Raw genomic sequence first — 15,380 nt, 5'->3', positions numbered from 1 at the left:
AGAAATGAATATTATTCATATAATAAACGCTCTTGAAATAGGAGGAGCGGAGAGACTATTAGTAGAAACTTTGCCGGAAATCAAACAAATGAGGCATGACGTAAAAGTTATCCTACTATATTCGTCAAACAGCTATTTTGAAAAGCAGCTGAAGCAAAGTGGGATTGAAGTGATTGCCCTCAACCATAAACATGAAGCGTATAATATTTGCCTCATAGCCAAACTCCACCAACTAATAAAAGATGCAGATGTTGTACACTCCCATTTGTTTCCATCACAATACTGGGCTGCACTAGCTCATTGTGGCATCAAAAAAGGAATACTAGTAACTACAGAGCACAATACATCAAATACACGTGCAAAGTATTGGCTCACTACACAAATTGACAAATGTATATATGGCTTGTATGATGGTATTATCTGTATTTCGGAAGCAACAGCCGATTTTATGCGCAAACGTACACCCCATAAAGTCACTATCAAGGTCATTGAAAATGGCGTTCGATTACCATCTATAAGCAGTCAAAAAAACTTGAATATTCAGCGCAAAGACATTGTTAGCGGATTGTCAGATACCAACTTCGTATTATTACAAGTTGCACGTTTCTCTACGCAAAAGAATCAAGACTGCTTAATTCGCGCCCTGAAATTGCTACCAGACAACATTCATGTACTATTTGCCGGATATGGGAAACGTGAAGAAGTCTGTCGCCAATTAGTTGAGAAAGAAGGTGTATCTGAACGAACTCATTTTTTAGGTATGCGAGAAGATATTGCACAACTATGGAGTATAGCAGACTTAGGCGTAATGGCATCACACTGGGAAGGTTTTGGCTTGGCTGCAGCGGAAGGTATGGCATACGCCAAACCAGTCATTGCATCAAATGTTCCTGGACTTGCCGAAGTTGTTGGTAACAAACAACTTTTATTTTCTCCAAACGACGAGCATGAGCTTGCAGTAAAAATATTGCAGTTTTATAACGATAAGAAAATGCTCAAAGACATTGGAATAAGATGCCAAAAACAGGCTAGTAAATTTGACATCAAGAACATGGCAGCTCAATATGTAAATTTCTACAATCAGTTGCTAAAACAAAAGAAAAATAAATAACAAATCTATTTTAAAGAAGATTAAATTATGAAAATTATATTTTGCGATAATACCTTATGGGGATTGGTAAATTTTCGAGGCGAAGTTATAAAATATCTCAAAAACAAAGGACATGAAGTTGTACTTGTCGCTCCAGAAAAAGAAGACAAACAAATGAGAACTACCATTCCCGATGGTGTGCATTACATTCCAATCAAAATGGAGCGCACATCTCTGAACCCAATAAAGGACATGAAATATTTTCGTACGATGCTTCATATTTTCCGCAAAGAACAACCAGATTACATTTTTACATATACCATCAAGCCAAACATATATGGATCAATTGCCGCAAGACTAGCAGGATGCCGCTCTACTGCTATGATGGCTGGGTTAGGATATATTTTCATAAATGACAGTATCATACTACGTGCAGCAAGAGCATTCTATCAATTTGGACTTTCATTTGCAGAACATATAATAGTGCTTAATGACTATAATCGCCGGCTAATTGAACAAAAGCATTTATGTGCCCCTAAAAAAATAGTTTTTTTAGAAGGCGGTGAAGGCATCAACATAGACAACTATAAGAAATATAACAATGCCTCTAATGATACAACATTTTTGTTTATCGGCAGAATTTTGTGGGATAAGGGTTATGATGAGTTTACGAAAGCAGCCCGCAAGGTAAAAGTTTTATATCCTAATGTGAACTTTGAGTTATTAGGCTCTCTTGACCCCAAATATCCGAAAAGCGTACCTGAAGAGCGCCTTCGTAAAGACGAAGAAGATGGAATAGTAAAATATATCGGTTTCACACACGATATGGACAAGGTATTTCAACGAAAAGGCATTGTTATTACTGTGCCGTCATATAGCGAAGGTATGAATCGTGCCCTAATGGAAGCGTGCGCATCAGGCAAGCCTATTATTACATCTGATATACCAGGCTGTCGTGAAGCTGTGGTTGAAGGCAAAAATGGCTTTCTTGTACCTGCCCGCAATGCTGACGCATTAGCGGAAGCTATGTTAAGATACCTACACCTCTCTCCACAAGAGAAACAGGACTTTTCGGATGAGAGCCGTAAAAAAGCCGAAAACCTATTTGATGTCCAAAGAGTAATAGCTAAATATACAAAGATTATTCATCAGAATGAAACCCTCATGACAAATAATTAATCGCCAATGTAAATGATAATTGATAATATTAGCTTACCTTTGCAGTTGTAAGTGTGGCCTGAGACAGAATGAAGTCTGATAAATCTATCAAATATAGCCAATATCTGACTTCAATCTGTCTCAGGATACACATTCTTACCAGAAAATTAGCTCAAAAATAATTCATTATTTCTACCTATAAGAATTTTACTTCACTATACTCCTTTAAAGCATCTTCCAATCCATCAGCCCTCTACTTTGCCTGTCAAACTCGAGGGCTAAAGAGATAACGGGTTTAGAAGATGCAGCATAGGCATCAGCATAATGACGAGAAGAGATTTGATGTGAGGCAGAAACTACACCACCATTATCAGACATCTTAAGCTCTAAAATGTAGATATTTTCTGAAGTTTCAACCACCAAATCTATTCTACCTGCAGACATCTGCTGTTCCTCTGAGACCTTAAAGCCACAGAGATAGAAAATATTTTTCAGAATAAAACGGAAATGCTCCTCAAAAACAAAGTTTTCCTTCTTTTGGATACTGTAAGGAGTGCCAGCAACCAACTGCTTAAGACAAAGCATACTCCTATCAATATTAGCAGCTAGCATCGATATCTTTAATTCTTGAATAGCATTGCTTACTTGCGAAGACTCCTTATGCAACATTATCGGAAGAATCATACCAAACATCGCATTTCGGACTTCTCGGTTAGGATAACCTAACATATAGCTGCTACCTACTACCTTTTTGATTGTAAGATAACCGGACTGATAAAGGAAGAGTTTTGGATCATTCATATTGACATCACTCATTTCCAAATAGTCAGAATCAATCAAACAATTGTCCAGCTCAGGAATCTCGTTGATGAATTTACGCAAGACCTTGAGCAACATTTCGTTGGAACCAGAAGCTATCCAATAAGAATTTAGACGCAGATTAGCCAAGGCATTACAGACACTAAAAGGATTGTAAACACCGACGAGACTACGAGAGAAATGATAGCCATCATAGATAGAACTCATTGTATCCATAAGGGCACTCTTCGTGATAGCATAGTTATCTGCCAATTCAGATAGCTGTTCTGAAAAATAGAACTGAATTTCATCTTTAGTCAAACCACATATTGTTGCATACCCATTTCTAAAACTGACATTAGTTAATGTATTAAGCATACTAAACAAACTTATCTGAGTAAACTTAGTGATGCCTGTAATAAAGACGCACTTGATGCAGTAACCATAGTCTTTTAACCCTGTAAAGAAGTTACGATATATCTCACGGCATGCATCATGATGATTGGTTTCATAGGTATGCTGCAAAGGAACATCATACTCATCTACTATAATGGCTATCTGTACTCCCGCCTGTTCGTATGCTCTCTGAATAATACCATTTAAGCGATTACCTAAAGACTGCTCATCCGGATTTCTGCCATATATCTTCTCGTATGAAGACAATACATTGTTCAAATATTCTGTAAGCGTCTGTGCAGAAGAACCACCCAAACTCATACTGAAATAGATTACAGGACGTTTTACCCACTCCGATTCAAGTTCCATAATTTTGAGACCTTCAAAGAGTTCCTTTCTACCCTCAAAATAACACTTAAGGGTAGAGCACAAAAGAGACTTACCGAAACGGCGTGGACGGCTCAGGTAATTGTATTTAGTACCATTAGCCAGTTTCCAAACCATATCAGTCTTATCAGCATAGATATAATGATCTCTACGCATCTCTTCAAAATCCTGTATGCCTAAAGGCAATTTTCTATTCAGTTGCGTCATATTGTCTCATTTTTCTGCAAATATACTCCTTTTATATGAAACTGCCAAACAATTTTTATGTTTTATACAATATTCACGTACCTTTTCAGTTTATATAATAAAATGAAGATATAAATATGTTAACTGAAATATTACCAATCATAGGAGCATTCATACTGAGCATGACATGTGGTGCATTTTTCATTCCATCAGTGCTGAAATTCTGCAAGAAGAAAAAGTTGTATGATATACCAACCCTAAGAAAAGTGCATAGCGCACCTATACCACGATTGGGTGGCATTGCATTCATACCAAGCATGATGATTTCAGCTGTGGCTGTATTGCTTATCATAGCTACAAATAATATTCAAGACAAAATCTCTCTCAGTATGTGGAGCGTAGGTTTTATCTTGAGTCTGTCGATTATCTACTCTGTAGGAATCATTGACGATTTAATCGGTCTTAATGCTAAAGTGAAATTTGCCGCTCAAATTCTCGCTGCCAGCATCATGCCTATATGTGGGCTCCAGATTAATGACCTCTATGGTTTGTTTGGTATTTACGAGATACCTTCGAGTATTGGGATTCCTCTCACAATCTTTACATTTGTATTCATAGATAATGCACTCAATCTGATAGACGGCATTGATGGTTTGGCAACAAGTCTCTCCATCATTGCTCTGCTTGGTTTCTTCTATTGTTTCATACCATACAACCTGATTGCTTATGAAGTAATGATTGCAGGTTTGGTTGGCGTACTGACAGTATACCTATATTATAATATGTGGGGGAAAGTAGAAAAAGGAACCAAGATATTCATGGGTGATTCGGGCAGCTTAACGTTGGGATTCTTCTTGGCATTCCTATTTGTCAAAGCAATTGCCGTAAATCCCAATATTATGCCAATGTCTCCAAAACGCGTACTGATAGCATACAGTCTGCTCATCATACCTACTTTTGATGTCGTACGAGTAGTGTTACATCGCATCAGAAACAGAAAACCAATCTTTGATGCAGACAAAAGCCATATACATCACAAGATATTGGCTATGGGATATAACCAACACTATACGTTATTTTTTATCATCCTACTAGCCCTAACTTTCGTTAGCACCAACGTAATACTTGGCAATATGAATGTAGGTTTAACAGGTATCTTACTTATCGATATAGCCCTCTATACGATGTTACACATCGGTATCAATCAAAAAATCAAACTAAAGAAAAAAGTAGAGAAATGACCATACAAAACAAAACAGAAATAAAGAATAGAAACAACAGAATGGAGCGTTTCGTAAAACGTTCTACAGATATTCTTGTTTCTGTACCTTGTCTCGTTCTATCTTCTCCCCTATTTGTCATTATCTCCCTAGCTATCAAATGGGAAGACGGATTACCAATCATCTACAAGCAAGAACGTATAGGTTTGCACGGGAAACCTTTCAACATCTATAAGTTCAGATCGATGAAGGCTGATGCAGAAAAAGATGGTCCAAATCTACTAGAGATTGAAGGCGACACTCGACTCACACGTGTAGGAAAATTCATTAGGGCTCACCATTTGGACGAACTTCCTCAATTGTGGAACATCGTAAAAGGCGATATGTCATTAGTCGGTCCCCGCCCGGAACGGAAATACTACATCGACCAAATCATCAAGCATGATCCTCGCTATACTTATCTGTATCAGATCCGACCGGGTGCTACTTCTTATGCCACCCTGTATAACGGATATACGGATACGATGCCAAAGATGTTGAGAAGACTGAGTCTTGACCTCTACTACCTGGAACACAGATCCTGGTGGTTTGATGCCAAGATTCTATTCAAAACTATGACGAATATCATGTTTGGCAAAATATTTTAATGAATAGCTACTTATACATCGTAAGCTACTGACTTTTGCATCATAAATCCCTGACTTTCATATCGTAAGTAACTGACTTTTGCATCGTAAGTCTTTGATTTCCGTCTCGGAAACAACCGACTTCTGGGTGACAGGGTGACAGAGGTGACAGGGAATTCTGAAGATTTACTCTCGCGCGGGCAGGCAGGAACTTTCGGCCTGATTTTTCCTGCCTACCCGCGTGCGAGGCGAAAAGTTGAAAAACTCGTGTCACCCTGTCACCGTGTCACCATGAACACTGAGCTGAGAATGCGCTGTATAGCTCTCTTGCTATGGGCATAAACTCTCCTGTCTCCGCCTCCGTTGGCTTTCGGAAGTAGAGATCCGTACATTACTGTTTTTGTCGAGGCGTCTCTAAAGTAGGTAATAAGGTTCTAATCTGTGTCACACGGTGCAAAGATACAAAAAATAAAATAAATGAGAGTTCCCACAGTGGGAACTCGTAAACGACAATTATTGATTTTTAGATTCTTTTAAACGATAAAAGGCTGAAAAATATATCCAATTCTCGAAAGTTACAGAAGAAATTGGTGCGAACTGTATGGTTGAAACAGGCCAAAGGGCTCAGTTGGGTAATTTCAACCGTACAAATCAAAATATTTTAGACATCGAACGCTGTGAAAGGGAAAAAGACGGTTTCGTGACAGTTTTTCCATTTCACAGCTTTTTATTTGGCAATATTTATATAAGAATCTGTTTTCTCATACAAATAGAAAAGACTCCGCAAAGGGTTTTTAAAACTTTTTTTTAAGTTGATGGTAAATTTGTTGCCATTTTATTTTTTTATTTCAGTTTTTTTTAGTACCTTTGCAAACGTTATCCTGAATACAATCTTTTTACCTTAAAGAAAACTAATACCTATTGAATGTAGAGCAGTTGTCTGAGAAGATAGCTGCTCTTGTCTTTTTTATACCTCCCCATATAATAAATACCGCAAAACATCCGTTTTTATTTATAGAAACAAGTCTTATCACTTGTATAAATCATCACAGAAGAAACAATGGAAACAGAAGTAAAGAAGATTCCTTATCTCGACCTGAAGGCTATCAATGAGCCTTACGAGAAGGAGATAAAGGATGCTATCAACAAGGTGGTCAACAGCGGATGGTATCTGCAAGGCGAAGCCGTAAAGAAGTTTGAGAAATCGTATGCACAGTTTATCGGTACTAAATACTGCATCAGCTGCGCTAACGGGACGGATGCGCTCAAACTGATGCTGATGGGCGAACTGGCTATCGGAAAGTTGCAGAAAGGTGATGAAGTGATTGTGCCTGCCAACACTTATTTCGCTACCGTACTTGCCATCAGCAGCGTAGGACTGACACCTGTATTGGTGGATGCCAATATCGATACATTACAGATAGATGACCAACTGATAGAAGCCCGAATCACACCGAAGACCAAAGCCATCATGATTGTTCATCTTTATGGTAAACTGGCATGGACTCCGAAGATTGCTGAAATCTGCAAGAAGCATCATCTCTTGCTTTTTGAAGACAATGCACAGGGATTCGGATGCTCCACTACTCTATCTGATTCTTCTGAAAAACCATCGAAAAGAAGATATACCGGAAATCTTTCGGATGCTGCCGCTCACAGTTTTTATCCTAGCAAGAATCTGGGAGCATTGGGAGATGCGGGAGCTGTAACTACCAATAACAGGGAATTGGCGGAAGCCATCATGTCACTACACGAATATGGAAAGATAGAAGACGGCATCTTCAGATACCAGGGCGTCAACTCGCGCATGGATGAGATTCAGGCTGCAGTACTGAATGTGAAACTGCAATATCCTGAGAACGAACAGAAAGCGAGATACAGACAGGTACAGCTATACCTGGAGCATCTGGATGACAGCATCAAGGACAGATGCATCGCTGCGAAACTCATCTCTCCTGCTCATGAAAATGTTTTCCACGTCTTCCCTTTCCTTACCCGGAAACGAGACCAACTGAAAGCATTTCTGGCAGAGAATGGGGTCGGCACAAAGATTCATTACTTCCGCCCACCCTATCTGCAGCCATGTTATCCGGAAATGAATCATCTGGAATTTCCGGTAGCCAAGAGAATAGCTGACGAAGAACTGAGTCTGCCTTGCAACTCATCGCTCAACGATGAAGATATCATCAGAGTAAGCAAACTCATCAACCAGTTCTTGGTTTAAAGGTACTGCACTTTGGCACCGATAGAGAGGCCGAAGACATCCCAGAAACCGGCATTGCCATTACGGTAGAAACGCATAAAGTAGATATCCGTTGTACCCAACTCATAGAAGAACGTAATACTCTTGATACGCTTACGTTTATTGTGCGGAATATCATACTTAAAACGTTCACCCAAGGCGATATTAGGACGGACTCTGGTAGAGAACGGATAGTAGCCGCTTTCATACTTGGTAGGCTGCTTGGTCCAGAAATCATGTCCGAACACCGTATTGAAATACAGGCTGCACTCCAGCGGTTCAAACCACCAGCCCTTACCGATATTGCGACGCCAAGGAATGAAATTTTCCTTGAGCGTCATGGTTAACTTCTCATCGTCAGAACTGAACTTCGGGATGTAGCCAAACAAGAGCTGCGTTTCCCACTGGCGGCGCTTACCATATTCCCATCCGATACCCAGCGAAATGATACCCATATTGCCACAGGTCTGAATGATACCACTAGTAGGTATCAGCAAATTCCAATGCTTACGGTAGCGCATAATGCGGCGGTCATATCGGGTCAGTTTGCCATCCGCCAACACCAGCGTATCATGAACGATAGTATCCGTCAGTTCCAACTCCTCACTTTTCCCGGTAACCTCATCGGCAGCATGAGCCTGTACAGAACCTGCAGCAAGCAAAGCTCCCAGAATGAATATATGCTTAAAACTCAATAATTTCATAACGATAACCTTTTGGAGTAATGGTGAATATATAGTATTGATGCTTAGCGGCATTGGCCACCTGATAATAGATGATGCCATCGCCATAAATGTCATTTTGCTCGGTATGATGACCATGACCGTAAAGGCAGCACATCAAACCTGGGAACTGATGCGTATAAAAATTGAAGACCTTAGCCACATTATTATTAAACTGCTCTGAATAAGGGGCAGCATGCATACAGACAATGGTACGCGAAAAGTCATCTGCATCTGCCTTAACCTGCTCTTCCATGAAATCGAAATTAGGTACAGGGCGGGAATAGTCAAACTCTATGGCATTGGTATTGAGACAGACAAACTTTACCTTACCGGCGATGAAACTGAAATCCGGATTACCAAAGATTTTCTCATAAGCCTGGTTACCTGTTCCCAAACAGTCATGATTACCCAGCAGAGCCACGAAAGGTATCTTCAACTTCTGAAGATGGTCACGGGTCCACTGAAACTCACGGGTAGCACCAAAGTCGGTAAGGTCTCCACAATGAATCACGAAATCGAGGGAATCACTGCGACGATTGATATCATTAACCTCACTCTTCAAATCATCCAACCACTGGTGCGAATCGCTGATCATAGCAAAACGGATTGTATCTTTCGACTTTACTGCAGCCTCAATCTTCTGAATATTGGTAACATTCAGATTTCTATCGCCGTCGATTTGCACATCATACGGATGAACATCGAAGACGGTATCGCAGGATGCCACCATACAGAGACAACAGGCAGCCAGGATATAGGGAATAATTTTATGCATTCTTGTCTTATTTATCTTTAAAAACTCTTTTTTATAACTCTTAAATACTACTTTTTCTTCTTTTTCAACCTTGCATAGAAACCTTGCAACCTGCCTGGCTGGCAACCGGCATCGAGCAGTTTCTTCAAATCACGATAGGCTTCATCCTTTCTTCCAAGCAGAATCAGGATGTCTACATGATTGAAAGCAAAATCCTCATTACCGGCATCCAACTCCATCGCCTTGGCGTAATCAAACTCTGCCAGCTCAAGCATACCCCTCTCCTTCTCCATGCCACCTCTTGCAGCATAAGCCATCGCACTGTCAGGGTATTGCTCTATCAGACTGTTAATGCCATCGTAAGCCTCGGTATAATGCTTATCTTTCTCATTGAGCAAAGCCAGACCGAGTTGCGCCTGGAAGTTGCCAGGAACAAGTACTAGAAGATTCTGATAATCTAAACGCGCAAAGTTATAACGGAGCAACTTCTCATTGACAAAGGCACGATAGAACAAACCGGCGATATTGGTATTGTTCAGAAAGAGTACCTTATCAAGATCATCCTTGGCATATTGCCACTGTTCCAACTGGATATTCCAAGCAGCCTTTTTCAGTCGCAGATCGATACTGTCGGGATGATATGCAAGCACTTCTGTAGCCTTGGAGAGTGAATCGCGCAAGGTTTTATTCTGAGCAGCACGTGCCTTGTCGGCATCTACGTTCTGCGCAGATACAGACAAAGAAACCATCGATGCCAATAATAATGTATAAAAACTTTTCATGGTGCAAAGTTAAGAAGACTTTTGCAAACTGCCAAATAAAAAACTATAAAACTTATTTGAGTTTACAAAAAGAACTAAATTTCAGAAAGACAGGACAATCAACAAGAAAGCCTTAAGAGAAAGAAACACTCCTCTTAAGGCTTTTATCTATAAAGCATCTGGATAGAAAATTCACCCAGCGCCGAAAAATCCATTTACAGATTAAGCATTCTTAATCCAGTTAACGATCCATGCGCCAACCTCAGTTGTGCCATAGTGAGCACCACCCTCAACCTGAATTTCAGGTGTGCGGACATTGGCATCGAGAGAAGCATCTACAGCCTTGCGGATCAAGGCACCCTCCTCGTTCAAACCGAAGTGCTCCAACAACATAGCTGCAGAAAGAATCTGAGCTACTGGGTTAGCCAGGTTCTTGCCAGCTGCCTGTGGCCATGAACCATGAACAGGCTCGAACAATGGTGTGTGCTCACCGAGAGAGCTGGATGGCTGCAAGCCCATAGAACCGGTGATGCAAGAAGTCTCATCGGTCAGGATATCGCCGAAGGTATTCTCTGTAACGATAACATCGAAGAATGTAGGCTCAGTCAATACGCGCATAGAAGCGTTGTCGATGAACATATAATCGGTGTTTACCTCAGGATACTGTGGCTCCATCTCCTTGGCAATCTGACGCCAGAGACGAGAAGATGCCAATACGTTTGCCTTATCTACTACTGTCAAGTGCTTGTTGCGCTTCATGGCAAACTCGAAAGCTACCTTCAGGATGCGCTCAATCTCAGGACGGGTATAGATATCAGTATCGTATGCCTTATCGTTATCCTGATACTTCTCACCGAAGTACATACCGCCAGTTAACTCGCGGATAACTACGAAGTCAGCACCCTTCAGGAGTTCATCCTTCAATGGTGACTTGTGGAGCAGGCAATCGAATGTAGCTACTGGGCGAACATTGGCGAAGAGGCCCAACTTCTTACGCATAGCGAGCAAGCCCTGCTCAGGACGAACCTTGGCTGTAGGGTTGTTGTCGAAACGTGGGTCGCCAACGGCTGCGAAGAGCACAGCATCAGCATCCATACAAGTCTTGAAGGTCTCCTCTGGGAATGGATCACCTACCTCATCGATAGCGTGAGCGCCGCAGATAGCCTCGTTGTAAGTAAACTCGTGGTTGAACTTCTCTGCAATGGCCTGCATAACTGCTACGCCCTGCTTCATAATCTCTGGTCCGATACCATCACCGGCGAGAACTGCAATGTTTAATTTCATCTTATTTGATTTTTTAATTATTTTATTGTTTATAACCTTCGGAGATAATTCTGTAATCTTCGGAGATATTTTCATAATCTTCGGAGATATTTTCGTAATCTTCGGAGATATTATTCCATATCCAGATTTCGAGGCGATACAGCCTGTTCGTCGCTTTTATCTGCCTCGTACATATTAATCATCTTCAGCGTTGCCTTGATAGCTGCTTCTGTCTGGTCAGCATCCAAGCCTCGGGTGCGCCAGATACGGTCACCTTCACGCCAGGTAATGACGGTCTGAACGAGGGCATCGGTACGACCACCAGGTGGGATGGTTACCTGATAGTTGTCGAGCTTAGGGAAAGTCTTGCCTAACTTCACCTTGTAGATATTGCGGAGGGCTTTTACGAAAGCATCATACTGACCATCACCGGAGCTACGGTCTTCATACTCCTTACCCTCTATTTCTACCTTCACGCTGGCGATAGGCTTCAAACCGTATGAGGTTGATACCATGTAACTTACCAGTTTCACCTTATCCTCTGGAGCTCCATGCTTCAACACATCACTCACGATGTATGGCAGGTCGTCCTGGGTTACCAGTTCCTTGCGGTCACCGAGTTCTGTGATTCGCTTGGTCACCGCCTTGGTCTGCTCAGGCGTCAGTTCCAATCCCAGTTCATTGAGGTTCTGCACGATATTCGCCTTACCAGAGTTCTTGCCCAATGCATACTCACGATGTCTGCCGAAACGCTCAGGTACCAGGTCGTTGCAATAAAGCTTGTCCTTGTTGTCACCATCGGCATGCACACCAGCTACCTGGGTAAAGACGTTGTCTCCTACTACCGGAGTATTCGGAGCCACGGCAATGCCACTATATCCTTCAACCAATCGGGAAATATCGTTCAGACGGTCTTCCTTAATATTGGTCTTTGCCTCGAACATGTCTTTCAGAATCACTTGAACACTTGCCAATGGTGCATTGCCACAACGTTCACCCAGACCATTCACGGTAACATGAAGACCCTTGGCACCGCTCAATACGGCAGCCAGCGAGTTGCTCACAGCCAGATCGTAGTCGTTATGGGCATGGAAGTCGAAGTGAGAGTTCGGATAACGGCGCACCATCTGGCGCATATACTCCACACACTGCAATGGGTTCAGAATACCCAACGTATCAGGAAGAAGGAAGCGCTTGATAGGCAGTTTTACCAACTCATCCATCATCATGAAGAGATAGTCACGACTGTCACGCATACCACTCGACCAGTCCTCCAAGTAGAGATTCACGGTGAATCCCTTGCTCAAAGCATAGTCGATGGTCTGCTTGATATGAGCGAGATGCTCCTCAGGCGACATTTTGAGTTGCTGGGTGCAGTGCTTGTAGCTACCCTTAGCCAAGAGGTTGATGACATGACCGCCGCATTCAGCAATCCAATCCACACTCTTGTTGTTATCCACGAATCCCAATACCTCAACGGAATCCAGTTTACCTATTGTCTTGGCATAACGGCAAATTCGAGCGACAGCATCCTTTTCACCTTCTGACACACGCGCTGAAGCCACCTCAATGCGATCTACATTGATGTCGTGCAACAGCATTCTTGCTATCATCAACTTCTCGTGAGGAAGGAAACTGACACCATTGGTCTGCTCGCCGTCGCGCAGCGTGCAGTCCATGATCTCAATCTCCTTGATGCGGGAATTATCTCTCTTTGCGTTAACGTTCATAATTACTTGTTTTTAGCTTCCCAAGCCTCAACCTTGTCGCGGTTCTGAACGAGGAAGTCTACATCGTCCAAACCATTCTCCAAACAGTGTTTCTTGTAGCCGTTGATTTCAAAGTGCTCGCTCTTGCCGGTAGCAAGATTGGTCACGGTCTGGTTAGGAAGATCTACCTTCACCTCTGTCTTGTGATCCTTGTCGATGCTCTCGAAGAGTTCTTTCAGGAATTCCTCGCTTACTACTACTGGCAATACGAGGTTGTTCAACTCGTTGTTCTTGTGGATATCAGCAAAGAAAGAACTGATAACAACACGGAAGCCTGCACCTGCGATAGCCCAGGCAGCGTGCTCACGGGAAGAACCAGAACCGAAGTTCTTGCCTGCTACGAGGATGACGCCACTGTAGGAAGGGTCGTTCATCACGAAGTCTGGCTTTGGAGTTCCGTCGGCATTATAACGCCAGTCGCGGAAGAGGTTGTCGCCCATGCCCTCTTTATCGATGGCCTTGAGGAAACGGGCTGGGATGATCTGGTCTGTATCTACATTCTCCAAAGGAAGAGGAATGCAACTTGATGTAATTACATTGAATTTCTGTTTCATTTCAATTTAACATTTAACATTGAACACTTAACATTACATAAACTCTCTTGGGTCGGTAATCTTACCTGTAATAGCGGCAGCAGCTGCTACGTATGGACTGGCAAGGATGGTGCGGGAACCAGGTCCCTGACGACCCTCGAAGTTACGGTTGGATGTACTTACAGAGTACTTGCCTGCAGGAATCTTATCATCGTTCATTGCCAGGCAGGCAGAGCATCCAGGCTGACGGATTTCGAAGCCGGCAGCCTCAACAATCTTATCAATTCCCTCTTCACGTATTTGTTTATCAACCAACCAAGAACCTGGTACAAGCCAAGCAGTTACACCGTCTGCCTTCTTCTTTCCTTTAACAAGAGAAGCGAAAGCACGGAAGTCTTCAATACGACCATTGGTACATGCGCCCAAGAATACATAATCGATAGGATGACCCTCGAGTTTCTCGCCTGGCTGGAAGCCCATGTAGTTGAGGCTCTTCTTGAAACCAGCCTGCTCTTCCTCAGGAATCTCATCGAGAGTTGGGATATTCCCGGTAATGCCGATACCCATACCTGGGTTGGTACCATAAGTGATACGTGGTTCGATATCCTTTGCCTCGAAAGTCAACTCTTTGTCGAAGACTGCATCATCACCACTCTTCAAGGTCTTCCAGTAAGCCACAGCCTTGTCCCACTCTTCACCCTTAGGTGCATATTCACGACCCTTGATGTACTCGAATGTTGTCTCATCAGGAGCAACGAAACCACCACGGGCACCCATCTCGATAGAGAGGTTGCAGAGGGTGAGACGACCTTCCATAGACATATCCTTCACTACATCGCCACTGTACTCAACGAAGTAACCGGTAGCACCTGAAGTAGTGAGCTGGCTCATCAGATAGAGAGCAACGTCCTTGGCAGTAACGCCCTTGCTGAGCTTACCGTTGATGCTGATACGCATAGACTTTGGCTTGCTCTGGAGAATACATTGTGAAGCCATCACCATCTCCACCTCAGAAGTACCGATACCGAAAGCAACGGCACCCATTGCACCATGAGTAGAAGTATGAGAGTCACCGCAAACGATAGTCATACCAGGAAGAGAAAGACCCTTCTCAGGACCTACTACGTGGATGATACCATTATCCTTTGTGTTCATGGCAAAGTGAGTAACACCGAAATCAGCGGTATTCTTTGCCAAGGTATCTACCTGCTTCTTTGAGATAGGATCCTCGATTGGTTTATCCTGATCGTGAGTAGGAGTATTGTGGTCAGGCATACAGAAAATCTGGTCTGGACGGAACATCTTGAGTCCGCGTGCTCGCATACCAGCGAATGCCTGAGGTGAAGTTACTTCGTGACAGTAGAGACGGTCGATGTAAAGCTGTGTAGGACCGTCCGGAACAATCTGGACAACGTGCTTGTCCCAAATCTTGTCGAATAATGTATTCATAATATCTCTTGTTATATATATGT

Annotated in this window: 13 protein-coding genes; 5 read left to right on the top strand and 8 right to left on the bottom strand. The window is 42.5% G+C overall.

The window, feature by feature from the left end; genetic code table 11:
• Positions 1-4 precede the first annotated feature (4 nt).
• Together DWV53_RS02765 and DWV53_RS02760 are read left to right on the top strand one after the other, a co-directional pair.
• Positions 5-1,111, top strand: coding sequence for a glycosyltransferase (locus DWV53_RS02765; RefSeq protein WP_181992394.1), 1,107 nt, complete (start codon positions 5-7; stop codon positions 1,109-1,111).
• Between the two features lie 27 nt (positions 1,112-1,138).
• The gene (locus DWV53_RS02760) at positions 1,139-2,269 is read left to right on the top strand and encodes a glycosyltransferase family 4 protein (protein WP_118151511.1); all 1,131 of its coding nucleotides are present in this window, start codon (positions 1,139-1,141) and stop codon (positions 2,267-2,269) included.
• 204 nt (positions 2,270-2,473) lie between these two features.
• Here DWV53_RS02760 and DWV53_RS02755 read toward each other — a convergent pair whose 3' ends face one another.
• Positions 2,474-4,036: an ATP-binding protein gene (locus tag DWV53_RS02755; RefSeq protein WP_118151509.1), complete on the bottom strand. Its 1,563-nt coding sequence runs from the start codon at positions 4,034-4,036 to the stop codon at positions 2,474-2,476.
• 116 nt (positions 4,037-4,152) lie between these two features.
• On the opposite strand from DWV53_RS02755, the gene DWV53_RS02750 reads away from it, so the two are divergent.
• The 3 genes from DWV53_RS02750 to DWV53_RS02735 all read left to right on the top strand — a co-directional run bounded on the left by DWV53_RS02750 (position 4,153) and on the right by DWV53_RS02735 (position 8,085).
• Positions 4,153-5,256, top strand: a complete 1,104-nt coding sequence (locus tag DWV53_RS02750) for an MraY family glycosyltransferase (protein WP_118151507.1) — start codon at positions 4,153-4,155, stop codon at positions 5,254-5,256.
• Complete coding sequence (locus DWV53_RS02745; protein ID WP_181992393.1) at positions 5,253-5,882, top strand: sugar transferase; 630 nt, start codon at positions 5,253-5,255, stop codon at positions 5,880-5,882. Before DWV53_RS02750 ends, DWV53_RS02745 begins: the two co-directional genes overlap by 4 nt.
• A 1,039-nt stretch (positions 5,883-6,921) precedes the next feature.
• Positions 6,922-8,085: a DegT/DnrJ/EryC1/StrS family aminotransferase gene (locus tag DWV53_RS02735; protein WP_118151503.1), complete on the top strand. Its 1,164-nt coding sequence runs from the start codon at positions 6,922-6,924 to the stop codon at positions 8,083-8,085.
• Here DWV53_RS02735 and DWV53_RS02730 read toward each other — a convergent pair.
• From DWV53_RS02730 to leuC, 7 genes are all read right to left on the bottom strand, one after another.
• Positions 8,082-8,807 (bottom strand): hypothetical protein, encoded by a 726-nt coding sequence (locus DWV53_RS02730; protein WP_118151501.1) that lies wholly within the window; start codon positions 8,805-8,807, stop codon positions 8,082-8,084. The two genes, DWV53_RS02735 and DWV53_RS02730, sit on opposite strands and share 4 nt — an antisense overlap.
• On the bottom strand, positions 8,788-9,603 hold the full coding sequence (locus tag DWV53_RS02725; RefSeq protein WP_234699054.1) for a metallophosphoesterase family protein: 816 nt from the start codon (positions 9,601-9,603) through the stop codon (positions 8,788-8,790). The genes DWV53_RS02730 and DWV53_RS02725 overlap by 20 nt, the downstream gene beginning before the upstream one ends.
• A gap of 47 nt (positions 9,604-9,650) precedes the next feature.
• Positions 9,651-10,364, bottom strand: a complete 714-nt coding sequence (locus tag DWV53_RS02720; RefSeq protein WP_228114982.1) for a tetratricopeptide repeat protein — start codon at positions 10,362-10,364, stop codon at positions 9,651-9,653.
• Positions 10,365-10,565: 201 nt separating this feature from the next.
• A complete protein-coding gene (leuB, locus tag DWV53_RS02715; protein WP_117693074.1) occupies positions 10,566-11,627 on the bottom strand; it encodes a 3-isopropylmalate dehydrogenase in 1,062 nt (353 codons plus the stop codon).
• A gap of 110 nt (positions 11,628-11,737) precedes the next feature.
• Positions 11,738-13,336: an alpha-isopropylmalate synthase regulatory domain-containing protein gene (locus tag DWV53_RS02710; protein ID WP_118080508.1), complete on the bottom strand. Its 1,599-nt coding sequence runs from the start codon at positions 13,334-13,336 to the stop codon at positions 11,738-11,740.
• A gap of 2 nt (positions 13,337-13,338) precedes the next feature.
• Complete coding sequence (leuD, locus tag DWV53_RS02705) at positions 13,339-13,929, bottom strand: 3-isopropylmalate dehydratase small subunit (protein WP_006846819.1); 591 nt, start codon at positions 13,927-13,929, stop codon at positions 13,339-13,341.
• Positions 13,930-13,962: 33 nt separating this feature from the next.
• Entirely contained in the window at positions 13,963-15,357 is a 1,395-nt protein-coding gene (leuC, locus tag DWV53_RS02700; RefSeq protein WP_006846820.1) for a 3-isopropylmalate dehydratase large subunit, read from the bottom strand.
• Positions 15,358-15,380 lie beyond the last annotated feature (23 nt).

Source organism: Segatella copri, from assembly GCF_003465495.1.
GTDB lineage: Bacteria > Bacteroidota > Bacteroidia > Bacteroidales > Bacteroidaceae > Prevotella > Prevotella copri_G.
This window is presented reverse-complemented; position numbering and strand designations above follow the sequence as displayed.

Coding starts and splice junctions, on each gene's coding strand:
- DWV53_RS02765 (WP_181992394.1), top strand. CDS start 5: ATGAATATTATTCATATAATAAACGCTCTTGAAATAGGAGGAGCGGAG.
- DWV53_RS02760 (WP_118151511.1), top strand. CDS start 1,139: ATGAAAATTATATTTTGCGATAATACCTTATGGGGATTGGTAAATTTT.
- DWV53_RS02755 (WP_118151509.1), bottom strand. CDS start 4,036: ATGACGCAACTGAATAGAAAATTGCCTTTAGGCATACAGGATTTTGAA.
- DWV53_RS02750 (WP_118151507.1), top strand. CDS start 4,153: ATGTTAACTGAAATATTACCAATCATAGGAGCATTCATACTGAGCATG.
- DWV53_RS02745 (WP_181992393.1), top strand. CDS start 5,253: ATGACCATACAAAACAAAACAGAAATAAAGAATAGAAACAACAGAATG.
- DWV53_RS02735 (WP_118151503.1), top strand. CDS start 6,922: ATGGAAACAGAAGTAAAGAAGATTCCTTATCTCGACCTGAAGGCTATC.
- DWV53_RS02730 (WP_118151501.1), bottom strand. CDS start 8,807: ATGAAATTATTGAGTTTTAAGCATATATTCATTCTGGGAGCTTTGCTT.
- DWV53_RS02725 (WP_234699054.1), bottom strand. CDS start 9,603: ATGCATAAAATTATTCCCTATATCCTGGCTGCCTGTTGTCTCTGTATG.
- DWV53_RS02720 (WP_228114982.1), bottom strand. CDS start 10,364: ATGAAAAGTTTTTATACATTATTATTGGCATCGATGGTTTCTTTGTCT.
- leuB (WP_117693074.1), bottom strand. CDS start 11,627: ATGAAATTAAACATTGCAGTTCTCGCCGGTGATGGTATCGGACCAGAG.
- DWV53_RS02710 (WP_118080508.1), bottom strand. CDS start 13,336: ATGAACGTTAACGCAAAGAGAGATAATTCCCGCATCAAGGAGATTGAG.
- leuD (WP_006846819.1), bottom strand. CDS start 13,929: ATGAAACAGAAATTCAATGTAATTACATCAAGTTGCATTCCTCTTCCT.
- leuC (WP_006846820.1), bottom strand. CDS start 15,357: ATGAATACATTATTCGACAAGATTTGGGACAAGCACGTTGTCCAGATT.